The organism is Stappia sp. TSB10P1A (assembly GCF_900185725.1).
Classification (GTDB): Bacteria; Pseudomonadota; Alphaproteobacteria; order Rhizobiales; family Stappiaceae; genus Stappia.
Window position 1 is genome coordinate 62,911 of the sequence record NZ_FYAU01000036.1, and the last position, 12,428, is coordinate 75,338.

Annotated in this window: 11 protein-coding genes; all 11 read right to left on the reverse strand. The window is 67.5% G+C overall.

The features are described 5' to 3' along the window. Nucleotides 1-120: 120 nt before the first annotated feature. Nucleotides 121-846, reverse strand: a complete 726-nt coding sequence (locus TSB10P1A_RS18950; protein WP_186389516.1) for a carbonic anhydrase — start codon at nucleotides 844-846, stop codon at nucleotides 121-123. A gap of 276 nt (nucleotides 847-1,122) precedes the next feature. Continuing rightward, nucleotides 1,123-2,940, reverse strand: coding sequence for a DEAD/DEAH box helicase (locus TSB10P1A_RS18955; protein WP_186390068.1), 1,818 nt, complete (start codon nucleotides 2,938-2,940; stop codon nucleotides 1,123-1,125). A 241-nt stretch (nucleotides 2,941-3,181) separates the two neighbouring features. After that, a complete protein-coding gene (locus tag TSB10P1A_RS18960; protein ID WP_186389517.1) occupies nucleotides 3,182-3,757 on the reverse strand; it encodes a sarcosine oxidase subunit gamma in 576 nt (191 codons plus the stop codon). Then, on the reverse strand, nucleotides 3,750-6,770 hold the full coding sequence (locus TSB10P1A_RS18965; protein ID WP_186389518.1) for a sarcosine oxidase subunit alpha family protein: 3,021 nt from the start codon (nucleotides 6,768-6,770) through the stop codon (nucleotides 3,750-3,752). Before TSB10P1A_RS18965 ends, TSB10P1A_RS18960 begins: the two co-directional genes overlap by 8 nt. Then, on the reverse strand, nucleotides 6,767-7,072 hold the full coding sequence (locus TSB10P1A_RS18970) for a sarcosine oxidase subunit delta (protein WP_186389519.1): 306 nt from the start codon (nucleotides 7,070-7,072) through the stop codon (nucleotides 6,767-6,769). Before TSB10P1A_RS18970 ends, TSB10P1A_RS18965 begins: the two co-directional genes overlap by 4 nt. Before the next feature lie 10 nt (nucleotides 7,073-7,082). After that, complete coding sequence (locus tag TSB10P1A_RS18975) at nucleotides 7,083-7,439, reverse strand: cupin domain-containing protein (RefSeq protein ID WP_186389520.1); 357 nt, start codon at nucleotides 7,437-7,439, stop codon at nucleotides 7,083-7,085. A gap of 8 nt (nucleotides 7,440-7,447) precedes the next feature. Then, nucleotides 7,448-8,701 carry a sarcosine oxidase subunit beta family protein gene (locus tag TSB10P1A_RS18980; RefSeq protein ID WP_186389521.1) on the reverse strand — a complete coding sequence of 418 codons (1,254 nt, stop codon included), beginning with the start codon at nucleotides 8,699-8,701 and terminating at the stop codon, nucleotides 7,448-7,450. Nucleotides 8,702-8,874: 173 nt separating this feature from the next. Then, complete coding sequence (locus tag TSB10P1A_RS18985) at nucleotides 8,875-9,279, reverse strand: DUF423 domain-containing protein (RefSeq protein WP_186389522.1); 405 nt, start codon at nucleotides 9,277-9,279, stop codon at nucleotides 8,875-8,877. A gap of 5 nt (nucleotides 9,280-9,284) precedes the next feature. Further along, nucleotides 9,285-10,196: a nitrilase-related carbon-nitrogen hydrolase gene (locus TSB10P1A_RS18990; RefSeq protein WP_186389523.1), complete on the reverse strand. Its 912-nt coding sequence runs from the start codon at nucleotides 10,194-10,196 to the stop codon at nucleotides 9,285-9,287. An 85-nt stretch (nucleotides 10,197-10,281) separates the two neighbouring features. After that, complete coding sequence (locus tag TSB10P1A_RS18995; RefSeq protein WP_186389524.1) at nucleotides 10,282-10,485, reverse strand: hypothetical protein; 204 nt, start codon at nucleotides 10,483-10,485, stop codon at nucleotides 10,282-10,284. A 108-nt stretch (nucleotides 10,486-10,593) separates the two neighbouring features. After that, nucleotides 10,594-12,423 (reverse strand): single-stranded-DNA-specific exonuclease RecJ, encoded by a 1,830-nt coding sequence (gene recJ / locus TSB10P1A_RS19000; protein ID WP_186389525.1) that lies wholly within the window; start codon nucleotides 12,421-12,423, stop codon nucleotides 10,594-10,596. Nucleotides 12,424-12,428 lie beyond the last annotated feature (5 nt).

Sequence of the window (12,428 nt, forward strand, 5' to 3'; positions counted from 1 at the left end):
CGCGGTCGCCGTCGCGCCGGAGCACGATCTCCATCTTGGCGAAGAGCGGCTTTGCCTGAGCCCCAGCGGCGTGAGCGAAGATCGACGGCGCGGAAGGTCTCCGCACCGCCGTTGCAAAGGTCAGATGACCTCGACCTTGCCGGTGGCGATATCGTAGAGCGCACCGACAACGCGCACCTTGCCGCCGGCAACGGCCTCGGCAACGATCGGGCCGGCGGCCTTCAGTTTTTCGACATTGTGCAGAACATTGGCACGGGTCGCGGCGGCGAGCGGATCGGCGGGCTTGTCGGCGAGCGCCGCCTCGACGCCCGGCTTCAGCATGCCGACGAGTTCCGGCAGGTGACCCGGCAGTTCCGTGCCCTCTTCCACCACGCGGATGGTCGCAGACACGGCGCCGCAGTTGGTATGGCCCATGACCACGAGAAGCGGGATGCCGAGCACGGCAACGCCGTACTCGATGCTGGCAAGCCCGCTGATGTCCACAAAGTTGCCGGCAACCCGCATCACGAACAGTTCGCCCGGCCCCTGATCGAAGAGAAGTTCGGGGGCGACGCGCGAATCGGCGCAGGAGAGAATTCCGGCGAAGGGGTACTGAGCTCCGGCACGCGCGGCGCGGCCGACCGAGAAGTCGCCGTTGCATCCGGCGTTGGCGACATAGCGCGAATTGCCTTCGACCAGCCGCGCCAGCGCGTCCTCTGGGGAAATGTCGTTGGGTGCGCTCGTCGCCTGCTCGGCGGCGGCGCTGCCCGGCAACGCGAAACCACCGGCGAAGGCCGTCGTCGCCGCCGCTGCTCCAAGTCCCAGCAGGCCGCGTCGCGACAGGGCGTAATGGTCAATCTCGCACATTTCTGGATCCTCCCCCAGCGTGCCGACACGGGCGTGCCGGCCTCCCGACCGCGCCATGGAGACGCATGCTCGACACATCCGCCGATCAGCCGGTTTCACGGCTACAACTAGACATGCCCTGTCTCAACGGGGGGTAAACCTTGCAGAACGAATGAGATGAAAACTGATGCTATGAGGTTCTGACAATCGGTGCTGGCGACAGGCGCCCTCGGCCGGAGCGCGCAAGACGCATTTCACCCGGAAAGGCGCCTTGTTCCTCCGCCAGCCCCCTCACGATCAGTGAGGGCGCTTCGGCTTGCGGTTCTTGTGCTTCGGCGGCTTGCCGCGATCGGTTGCCGGGGCCCTCTCCGGAGCCTTGTGCTTGCGGGCCGGCTTGCCGTCCTGCTTGAATTTCGGTTTGGATTGCCTCGGCGCTGCGCGCATCTCGCCGACAGGCGCGATCCTGATGCCCTTCTCGAGACTGCCAGGCTGCAGGATCTGCCAAGCGTAGCTACCAGCCTTGTCGGCGGAAATCTCGAAACGGGTTTCGCTTTCGTCGATCTTGATCGCGCCGACATCTCGTTTTGTCACCCCGCCGGCGTTGCAGATCATCGGCAGCAGGAACTTCGGGTCGGCGCGGTGCCTGCGCCCGAGCGAGATGGTGAACCAGACGCCGTCCTCCATGCTCGGGCCACGCGGCTCGCGGGTCGGCGCATGGTCCTCGCCGGACCGACGGACACGGTTGCCGAGACCACGGCTCTGCAGCGCTTCGGCAGGAAGCGGCAGGAGGTCCTCCGGAACCGGATGCGCGGCCAGGTTCTGGCGGAGGAACGCGGCCGCAATACGCTGCGGTCCGGCCCGCTCCAGCAACTCGGCCACGAAATCCGCCTCCTGCTCATCGGGTTCCGCCGCCGAGACGGCGGCATCCAGGATCTGCCGGCGGTAGCGGGCCTCAATCTCCGCAATGCCGGGAGCCGCACGCATGGTCGCGGTGAGCTGCGCCATTGTCAGAACGCGATGCGCTGCCCCACGCCTGTTTTCGGGAACAATGAGCACGCAGATGCCCTTTCGGCCGGCGCGCCCGGTGCGCCCGGACCGATGCAGCAGGGTCTCCGGTTTGCTCGGCAGGTCGGCGTGGACCACGAGGTCGAGGTTGGGAAGGTCGATGCCGCGCGCCGCGACGTCGGTCGCAACGCAGACGCGCGCGCGTCCGTCACGCATGGCCTGCAGCGCGTTCGAGCGCTCCGATTGTGCCATCTCGCCCGAAAGCGACACCACCGAGAAGCCGCGATTGACGAGGCGCGCCGTGAGGTGGCGAACCGCTTCGCGCGTGTGGCAGAACACCAGGGCGCTCTTGCTGTCCGACTCCAGCAGCGTGTTGATGATTGCGTGCTCGCGCTCGTCGCGCCGCACCAGCATCACCTGGTATTCGATGTCGGCATGCTGTTCGGTGGTCGCGAGTGTCGCGACGCGCACGGCATCGGTCTGCACCGTCTTGGCCAGTTCGGCGATGCCGCGCCTGACGGTCGCCGAGAACAGCAGCGTCCGGCGGTCCTTCGGCGACGCGCCGAGGATGAACTCCAGGTCGTCGCGAAACCCGAGGTCCAGCATCTCGTCGGCTTCGTCGAGCACCACCGCGCGAATGCCGCCGAGGTCCAGCACGCCGCGCGTGATGTGGTCGCGCAGGCGGCCGGGCGTGCCGACCACAAGGTGGGCGCCGCGTTCGAGCGCCCGGCGTTCGGTGCGGATATCCATGCCGCCGACGCAGGTCGCGATCCTGATCTGCGTCTCCGCATAGAGCCAGGCGAGTTCCCTTTGAACCTGAATGGCAAGCTCGCGTGTCGGAGCGATGATCAGACCCAGCGGCGCGGCCGCAACGTCAAAGCGTGTCGCGCTGCCGAGCAGGGTCGATGCGATGGCAATGCCGAATGCGATCGTCTTTCCCGACCCGGTCTGCGCCGAGACGAGAAGGTCGGCATCGCCGTACTCCTCGTTCGTCATCTCCAACTGGACCGGTGTCAGTTGGCTGTACCCCTTCGCTGCCAAGGCGGACGCAAGGGCCGGATGTATCCCGGCGATCGGGGATGTGGAGTTGGGATCGTTATTCGGCGTCATGGTCACCATCTTTGCGAACTGCCGAATATCATAGCGTCGGCGCTTTGGGCAGCGATTGTTGGGGGATCATCGTCCACCGGCGCCCCGGGGTGGACGGGCCTCTCCCATCGGTCAGGGGCGACGGCCCGCACATTCACCACGACCGCCGCTGCCGCGCAAGTGCCGCGGCCGAAACAAAACGGGCGGCGCCGCCGGCGCCGCCGCTGTTCCTGTCCTGTTGTCATGAACAGCGCAACCCGGATCACCCCTCCGCCAGCAGTCCTTCAACGTAAGGGGCGAAGCTGCGCCAGCACTCCAGGACGAACCTGTCGCTGCCGGTGCGCCACAGCACGATCTCTGCCTTGGTGAAGAGCGTGCGTGTCACCATGCCGACCGGAAAGGCGACGGGGTCGAGATCGAGGAAGACATGCGCGTTGAGAAGGTCGGCAACACCCGGCCCTTCCAGCAGCAGCGCGATGTTGCGCTCCGACACGTCGACCAGCGAGTGCGGCGTGTCGCCGAGCACGGCGGCAAGCTCGCCGGCAAGACTGCGGGCGAGCCCATCGACAGCCTGCGGTCCGTCGGCGGCCGGACGGGCGAGCAGAAGCCATTCGTCCGGCCCCTGCCAGAGCGCAGCGCGATCGCCTGCCCTGCCGGCCGCAAGCGGCGTCTGCGGCAAGGACACGCCGAATGCCTCCCCGACTTTCGCTGCCGCGCCGGAATCACCCCGGAACACGAAGCGGACCAGCGGACCGGCGCGGTGAAGGGCGGTGCCCGCAGCGGCATGCGGCGGCAGAGCGAGGGCCTCGGCGGGCGCATGAAACAAGGTGTCAGACATTGAGCCGGCTTCCTTCCGGATCGACGAAGAGCGGCGGGACCACCTCGACGGCAATCGCGCCATTCGGCATCGGCACATGCAGGATCTCGCCGTGGCGGGCACGGCCGTTGGCGATCATCGCGAGCGCGATGGGCCGGCCGGCAGCGGCCGACATGTAGGACGAGGTGACATGGCCGAGCGCGGGCGTGCGCGGCGCCGGATCGGCCTCCGCCGTGACCTGGGCGCCCTCTTCCAACAATGCCCTGCCGTCCCTGGTCAGCAGACCGACGAGCTGCTTGCGGCCCGGCGCGACGAGATCCGGACGCGCGAGCGAACGTTTGCCGACGAAATCGGGTTTGGCCTTGCCGATGGCCCAGGCCATGCCGACATCGTCCGGCGTCACCGTACCGTCGGTCTCCTGGCCGACGATGATATAGCCCTTCTCGGCGCGCAGGACGTGCATCGTCTCGGTGCCGTAGGCGCAGCCGCCAAGCCGCTCGACATTGGCGAAAACCGCCTCCCAGACCTGGCGCGCGCGAGACGGCGGCACGTTGATCTCGTAGCCGGCCTCGCCGGTGAAGCTCATACGGAACAGGCGGCAGGGAATGCCCCCCATGACATGGCCCTCGCGCACCGACATGTGCGGCATCGCTTCGGTGGCAAGGTCGATGTCGTCGACAAGCGGGGCAATCGCCTCGCGCGCCTTCGGCCCCTGCACGGCGATCACCGCCCACTGTTCGGTGGTGGAGGTCAGCCAGACCTTCAGGTCAGCCCATTCGGTCTGGAGATAGTCCTCCATATGGGCGAGGACGCGCGGCGCGCCGCCGGTCGTGGTGGTGACGTGGAAACAGTCCTCATTGATACGGCCGACGACACCGTCATCCATGATGAAGCCCGCCTCGTTGAGCATCAGCCCGTAGCGCAGGCGTCCGATGCCGAGCTTCTTCCACGGATTGGTGTAGATGCGCTCGAGGAACTCCGCCGCGTCGGGTCCGACCACCTCGATCTTGCCGAGGGTCGAGGCATCGAAGAGACCGACGCTCTCGCGCACGGTGCGGCACTCGCGCAGCACCGCGGCATGCATGTCTTCTCCGCTTTTGGGGAAGTACCAGGCGCGTTTCCACAGCGAGACGTCCTCGAACGCCGCGGCTTTCGCCGCCGCCCAATCGTGGATCGGCGTCCGGCGGACGGGATCGAACAGATCGCCGCGCGAGGTCGTCGCCAACGTGCCGAAGGTCACCGGCGTGTAGGGCTGGCGGAAGGTGGTGAGACCGACCTGCGGGATCTCGTTGGCCAGCGCCGTGGAGGCGATCGACAGCGCATTCATGTTGGACAGGCGGCCCTGATCGGTCGCCATTCCGGTCGTGGTGTAGCGCTTGATGTGCTCGATGGAATGCATGCCCTCGCGCACGGCGAGCTTCACGTCCTTGGCGGTGACGTCGTTCTGGAAGTCGACGAAGGCGCGTACGCGAGCCGGGTTGCGATCATGCGGCACGGCACCGAGCCACCATCCGGTCGACGCGTCGCCTCCGCTGGCAGAGAAGGTCGGGACATCCGCCGGGCTTCCGGTCGCGGCTTCGGCCGCCTCGGCGCCTGCGCGCGCGCCGTCGGCGAGCACCAGCGCCAGACCGTCGATGCCGCGACAACTGCCGGCCGAACGCTGCGCCTGCACCGGATCGCCCGGCAGGAAGGCGCCCTTTTCGGGGTTCCAGTCGAGCTTGCCCCGCGCCTGCGAATGCAGACTGACATTGGGCGTCCAGCCGCCGGAGATCAGCAGGCAGTCGCAGGCGAGACTGCCGGCGGACGACACTGTCTCGCCGACGAGGCGGCCGAGAAGGACGCCCTGGACGCGTTTCGATCCCTTGACGCCGGTCACTGTGCAGCCGGTTTCCACCCGGATCGACAGCGCGCGGGCACGCTCCTTCAGCAGCGGATCGACGTCGCCGCGCATGTCGAGAACGGCAACGACGTTGCCCCCCAGTGCAGCGATATCGAACGCAGCGCGCCAGGCGCTGTCGCAGGCGGTGGCGACCGCAATCGCACGGCCCGGCAGAACGCCGTAGCGGTTGGCGTAGATGCGGCCGGCTTCGGCCATCATGATCCCTGGACGGTCGTTCTCCGGGAAGACCAGCGGTCGCTCGATGGCCCCGGTGGCGAGCACCACCTGACGGGCACGAACCTGCCACAGGCGCTCGCGCGGCAGCGACGGGTCGGGACTGGCGAGATGGTCGGTGACCCGCTCGGCAAGGGCGACGAAGTTCTGGTTGAAATAGCCGAAGACGGTGGTGCGCGGCAGCAGGGTGACCCGGTCATTGCCGGCAAGTTCGGCCATCGCGGCCGATACCCATACGGTGGCGGACTGGCCTTCGATCTCGGCCCCCGCCTCATGCAGCAGCGAGCCGCCCGGTTCGGCCTGCTCGTCGGCCAGGATCACCCGCGCGCCGGCGCGGGCAGCGGCGAGCGCAGCGGCAAGGCCCGCCGGGCCGCTGCCGGCGACGAGGACATCGCAATGCGCGTAGCGGTTGGCGTAGCGATCCGGATCCGGGGCGGTCGGCGCCTTGCCGAGGCCGGCAGCCGCCCGGATGAACGGCTCATAGACCCGGTTCCAGAAGCTCTTCGGCCACATGAAGGTCTTGTAGTAGAAGCCGGAGACGAAAAGCGGCGAGAGACGGTCGTTGACCGCGCCGATATCGAAGCCGAGCGACGGCCAGCGGTTCTGGCTGACCGCCACCAGCCCCTCGTGGATATCGACCTGGGTGGCGCGCAGGTTCGGCACGCTCTGGCCGGCCGCGGCCGCCGCCGCGGATTTCGCGACCCCGACCAGCGCATTGGGTTCTTCCGAGCCGGCGGTGAGGATGCCGCGCGGGCGGTGATACTTGAAGGAGCGGCCGACCAGATGGATGCCGTTGGCAAGCAGGGCCGAGGCAAGCGTATCGCCGGCCCGGCCGGTGAGCGTCCTGCCGTCGAAGGTGAAGGTCACTGGCACGGCGCGGTCGATGCGCCCGCCTTTCGAGGTGCGGAAGGAACGGGTCATCTTGCCCCCTCCCCGCCGGTCGCGGAAAGGTCGGGCCGTGGTTCGCCGGTCTGGTAGACGGCGATGAAGCGATCGCTCACCGTGTCGCGCAGCGCATTGAAGAAGCGGCCGCAGCCATGGACGTGGCGCCAGCGCTCGGCCATCACGCCCTTCGGGTTGGTCCGCATGTAGAGAAACTCGGCCCATTGACGATCGTCGAAATCGGCCGGCTGCACGGGACGGGCGATATGCGCCTCGCCGCCATAGCGGAACTCGATTTCGGGTCGGTCGACGCCGCAGCAGGGGCAGTGGATCAGAAGCATCGGCTCACCCCTAGATCTCGGTCTTGTGTGCCGCGGTCTCCGGATCGCCGGTATTCGGCGTCCCGGAAGGCTCGATCAGCAACAGGTGGGTTTCAACTTCGGCGACCGGGCAATGCTCGACGCCCTTGGGCACGACAAACAGTTCTCCGGGCCCGAGCGTGACATCGCCGTCGCGCATCCGAATGGTCAACCGACCCGACAACACCTGAAAGAAATCGTCGGTGTCGGGGTGCGAATGCCAGGTGAATTCTCCCTTGACCTTCACCACCATGAGGTCGTGACCGTTGAACGAGCCGACGATCTTGGGCGACCAGTGTTCGGAGAACAGAGCGAGCTTCCCGGCAAGATTCACTGCCTGATGCGTCATGTCGGGCCTCAATGCGCGACGGCGGCGGCAGCCGCCTCGTCGATGAGCCGGCCGGTGCGGAACCGGTCCAGCGTGAAGGGGGCGTTGATCGGGTGCGGCTCGTCGCGCGCGATGGTGTGGGCGAAAACATGGCCGGAGCCGGGCGTCGCCTTGACCCCGCCGGTGCCCCAGCCGCAATTGACATAAAGGCCGGGCACCGGGGTCTTGCCGATGATCGGCGAGCGATCCGGCGTGACGTCGACGATGCCGCCCCAGTTGCGCATCATGCGCATGCGGCGGAACATCGGGAACAGTTCGCAGATCGCATCGACCGTGTGCGTGGTGATCTGCAATCCGCCGGTCTGGCTGTAGGAGACATACTGGTCGGTGCCGGCGCCGATCACCAATTCGCCCTTGTCCGACTGCGAGATATAGGCGTGCACCGTGTTGGACATGACCACGCAGGGGAAGCAGGGCTTCACCGGCTCGGACACCAGTGCCTGCAGCGGGTTGGATTCCAGCGGCATCCTGACGCCGGCCATGTCCATGACGACCGAGGTGTGGCCGGCAGCAACGACGCCGATCTTCTTGGCGCCGATGAACCCACGCGAGGTCTCGACCCCGGCGACCGAACCATCCGGGTGCCGGCGAATGCCGGTAACGGCGCAGTTCTGGATGATGTCGACGCCGCGCTGGTCGGCGCCGCGTGCATAGCCCCAGGCCACCGCATCGTGACGGGCAACGCCGCCCTTGCGCTGGAGCGCCGCACCCAGAACCGGATAGCGGATGTTGCGACCGATGTTGAGGGGCGGGCAGAACGCCTTGGCTTCCTCCGCGCTCAGCCACTCGTTCTGGACGCCGGCGAGCCGGTTGGCGTGGACGTGACGCTTGAAGACCTGGATGTCATGCACCGTATGGGCGAGCATCATGACGCCGCGGGCAGAGTACATCACGTTGTAGTTCAGCTTCTGCGACAGGTCCTGCCACAGGTCCATCGCGTGGTCGTAGAGCGCCTCGCTCTCCTCCCAGAGATAGTTGGAGCGCACGATGGTGGTGTTGCGGCCCGTATTGCCGCCACCGAGCCAGCCCTTTTCCAGCACGGCGATGTTGGTGATGCCGTGCTCGCTCGCGAGATAATAGGCGGTGGCAAGACCATGACCGCCGGCGCCGATGATGACAACGTCATACTCCGGTTTCGGATCGGGCTTGCGCCATTGGTGGCCCCAGTCCTGATGGGCGTTGAGGGCCTTCAAGGCCAGGTCCCAGAAGGAGAAACGTGTCATGCGGTCCTCTTGCCGGTGGCGGCTCATGCGGAGGCGGAATGCCGGTCGCCGACAGGCCACGTCTGCGCGCCATCCGCTCTGTTGTGCAACCGATCCGGCGGCCGGTCTTGCGGAAAAACGACATCCCGTCGAGGCTTTGCGTCGCATGCGCGACAGTGGCAAAAGACCGCAGGTCAGGCCCTTCTCACCAGCCGAACGGCTCCAGCCAGCAGGATGCCCGCCCAGCCGAGGATCATCAAGCTGCCGCCCGTCGGCGCCGCCATCGGGTACAGCCGATCACCCAGCATCACCCGCGAGGTCAGATCCCCGGCGAACAGCGCAAGACCAACTGCAAGCGCGAGCGTTGCGACCGCAAGAACGCCGCTCGGACCGATCGCACGCAGCGCCGCCAGCGCCAGAAAGGCCGGCGCATGGAACAGCAGCATGTTGGCCGCGCTCGACAGCAGTTCGCCGCCCGGCACATGCGCTGCCATCGCCGACAGGGCGACGCCTAGTCCGCCGGAAAGGCCGGCCAGCAGCAGGAGAACGCCAGTCGCCCGGTCGCCCCGAAACGACGCGGAAATATCGGGAGCGCTCATGACGGTCACTCGCGGGACAGGGTGATGTGATCGGCCGACCAGTGGCCCGGCCAGACCTCGGCGCCGCCCGCGCGCAAGGCCCGGATCGCCGCGACCGGGACATCGGCAACCAGGAACGGCTCTTCGCCGCGCGTGCCGCCGACAGGAGCGATTTCCGCGACCACGCCGCGATAGCCGAGCGACGGCTCGCACGGCACATAGAGCGCGGCGCCCGAAACGTTGCTGTCGTTCTGGGTGGTGCCCGGCGAGGCGCCGACAACGCCGCAGACGGCGACCGAGCACATGAGTTCGACCGCGCGCGCCTTGGCGCAGCCGAACACCCGGTTGTAGCCGGCGAGGCTTGATGTCATTGAGGGCACGATGAGAAGGTCTGGCGCCTCGCGGGCGATCAGGCAGGAGAGCGCCGGCATTTCGACGTCGAGGCAGATCAGCATCATCATCGACAGGCCGGCGACCTCGAAGCGGATCACCCTGTCGCCCGGCGTGACATACCAGCTTTCGCGGTCCAGTTCGAAAGGCGTCAATGCCAGCTTGTCGTGGGAGATGCTCCGACCGTCGGCGATCAATGCGACGGCACGGTTGACGAAGCCGCCCCGGCCATCGGCTGCCGGCATGGAGCCCGCCACGAGGGTGACCGCGTGTTCGGCAACCAGAGCCTTCAGGTCGGGCATCAGGGCTTCGGCCTCACCGGCCATAAAGGCGAGTTCCGATGTCGGTTTCAGGCCTTTCGGCTTCCAAGCGAGAAAGGCTTCGCTCAGATATTCGGGAAGTACGAGGAGCTCGGCGCCCTGGGCATGGGCGCGGGCGAGCCGTTGCGAGATGCCGGCGAGGAAATCCTCGCGGCTGCGACCGCCCTGGCCGAGATTGAAGGCACAAAGCGCAAGGCGGAAGGTGTCGGGAGAGGAAGGCGTGTTCATGGAGCCGGATGCTGGCCCCATCGACTGCCACAATCAAGGCGACAATTTGCGCCGGCGATCAAAAATACCGGCGACGAGCGCAAGCTCAGTCGTTGGAGATGATAACCTTGGCCGCCATCAGCAGGCTGACGAGAATGAGACCCGCGCGCAGCGGGGTCACAGCGGGCGCACGCTCCGGCGCCACGGCGGTGACGCCCTGCGCCTGCAGGCGCCGCAGCGCCCGTTCCGCGTTGTCGGCAGCAGTATCGACTTCGGCCATCAAATGACGCAACTGGGCCCGAGGTGACATGATTCCATCCCGCAATTCCATCCTGGCGCACGCTAGCGCGGGCGGGGTTTCGCCTTCCTTAACAGGGCAGGAAATGCCGATGGGCAGAAGATTCCGCCTCGGATGCGCTTACAGTCTCGAACGCTGCGGGTCGGCGACGTCGATCACGCGCAGTTGCACCCGCTCCTGGCCCTGCCAGGTGTCCAGGGACAACGCCCCGGCAACATGCAGCGCGCCGCCACGCCCGCCCAGGATCACCTGGCCGAGCGGTGTGTCGGCGGCTTTGAAGGCGATGGCCTTCAGCGTGCTGCCGCCACCATCGGCGAGCGTCAGGCGGACGTGGCCCTTGCCGACCGTGTCGGCGAAGGTGACGCGATGGCTGGGAAAGGCGAAGACCGGTTCGGGATGGCCGGCACCGAACGGGCCGGCGGTCTCCAGCATATGCAGCAGATCGGCACTGGCCGCTCCCGCCGTCAGGGCGCCATCGATCTTCAACTCAGTTGCCGAGCGTGCGGCGGCGACATCCTCGGCAAGGGCTGTCTGCATGAAGGCGGCAAGGTCGTCCAGCCTCTCGTGGCGTACGGTGAGGCCGGCGGCCATGGCATGCCCGCCGCCCTTTTCCAGGATCCTCTCGTCGACGGCGCGGCGGACGGCGGCGCCAAGGTCGACACCAGGAATGGACCGTCCAGAGCCGGTTCCCTTGCCGTCGACATCATAGGCAATGGCGAAGGCCGGACGGCGGTAGCGTTCCTTGAGGCGGGCGGCGACGAGGCCGACGACACCGGGATGCCAGTCCGGCGACCCGGTGAGCAGCACCGCCGGGTCGTCCCGCTCAAGGGTGACTGTGGCCTGGGCGTCGCCCTCCAGCAGCATTTCCGCCTCGATGGCCTGACGCTCGGCATTCAACCCGTCGAGCCGCTCGGCGATCGAGCGGGCCTCGTCCATATCGTCGGTGGTGAGCAGCCGCGCGCCGAGTGCGGCATCGCCGATGCGTCCGCCCGCATTGATGCGCGGGCCGATCATGAAGCCGAGGTGATAGGGCGTCGCCCGGCCGTGGACGCGCGACACGTCGCCAAGCGCGGCAAGGCCGGCATTGGCCCGGCCATGCATCGCGAGCAGCCCCTTGCGGACGAAGGCGCGGTTCAGGCCTTTCAGCGGCACCACATCGCAGACCGTGCCGACGGCGACGAGATCGAGCAGCGCGAGCAGATCCGGCTCGCGTCTTGCGCGGAAAAGGCCGCGTCGCCGAAGCTCGCGGTTCAGCCCAACGAGAAAGAGGAAGGTGACGCCAACGGCGGCAAGATGGCCAAGGCCGGAGAGGTCGTCCTGCCGGTTCGGATTGACCAGCGCGGCTGTGGCGGGCAGTTCCTCGCCGACCTGATGGTGGTCGAGCACCACCACATCGAGGCCGACAGCGCGGGCCTCGGCGAAGGCCTCGAAGGAAACGCTGCCGCAATCGACGCAGACCAGCAGCCCCGCCCCCTCCTCCCGCAGCATGCGGATGGCCGGTCCATTAGGACCGTAGCCCTCGATGATGCGGTCAGGAATATGGATGCGACTGGCGATGCCGATGGCGGCAAGATAGCGCGACAGCAGCGCGGACGAAGTGGCGCCGTCCACATCGTAATCGCCGAAGATCGCAATGCGCGCGCCGGCGGCCACTGCATCGGCGACGCGGGCGACGGCCGGTTCCATGTCGCGCAACGACAGAGGATCCGGCATCAGGTCCTTGATGGTCGGGTCGAGAAACCGCTCGGCCGCCTCAAGCTGGACATCGCGGGCGGCCATCACCCGTGCGACGACTTCCGGAACGCCGAGACGCTGCGCGATCGCCAGCGCCGTCGCGCCCTGCCCCTGTGTCAGCCGCTCCCGCCAGGTCCGCTCGCCGGCGGAGCGGGCAACGCCGAGAACGCGGCGGCGCCCGTCATCCGTCAGGTCGGTCTGGTCGATGCCGGGCATCTGGC

Excerpts from the sequence above, each read along its gene's own strand:
- TSB10P1A_RS18985 (WP_186389522.1), bottom strand. The coding sequence starts at position 9,279 with ATGAGCGCTCCCGATATTTCCGCGTCGTTTCGGGGCGACCGGGCGACT.
- TSB10P1A_RS18995 (WP_186389524.1), bottom strand. The coding sequence starts at position 10,485 with ATGTCACCTCGGGCCCAGTTGCGTCATTTGATGGCCGAAGTCGATACT.
- TSB10P1A_RS18965 (WP_186389518.1), bottom strand. The coding sequence starts at position 6,770 with ATGACCCGTTCCTTCCGCACCTCGAAAGGCGGGCGCATCGACCGCGCC.
- TSB10P1A_RS18955 (WP_186390068.1), bottom strand. The coding sequence starts at position 2,940 with ATGACGCCGAATAACGATCCCAACTCCACATCCCCGATCGCCGGGATA.
- recJ (WP_186389525.1), bottom strand. The coding sequence starts at position 12,423 with ATGCCCGGCATCGACCAGACCGACCTGACGGATGACGGGCGCCGCCGC.
- TSB10P1A_RS18975 (WP_186389520.1), bottom strand. The coding sequence starts at position 7,439 with ATGACGCATCAGGCAGTGAATCTTGCCGGGAAGCTCGCTCTGTTCTCC.
- TSB10P1A_RS18980 (WP_186389521.1), bottom strand. The coding sequence starts at position 8,701 with ATGACACGTTTCTCCTTCTGGGACCTGGCCTTGAAGGCCCTCAACGCC.
- TSB10P1A_RS18950 (WP_186389516.1), bottom strand. The coding sequence starts at position 846 with ATGTGCGAGATTGACCATTACGCCCTGTCGCGACGCGGCCTGCTGGGA.
- TSB10P1A_RS18990 (WP_186389523.1), bottom strand. The coding sequence starts at position 10,196 with ATGAACACGCCTTCCTCTCCCGACACCTTCCGCCTTGCGCTTTGTGCC.
- TSB10P1A_RS18970 (WP_186389519.1), bottom strand. The coding sequence starts at position 7,072 with ATGCTTCTGATCCACTGCCCCTGCTGCGGCGTCGACCGACCCGAAATC.
- TSB10P1A_RS18960 (WP_186389517.1), bottom strand. The coding sequence starts at position 3,757 with ATGTCTGACACCTTGTTTCATGCGCCCGCCGAGGCCCTCGCTCTGCCG.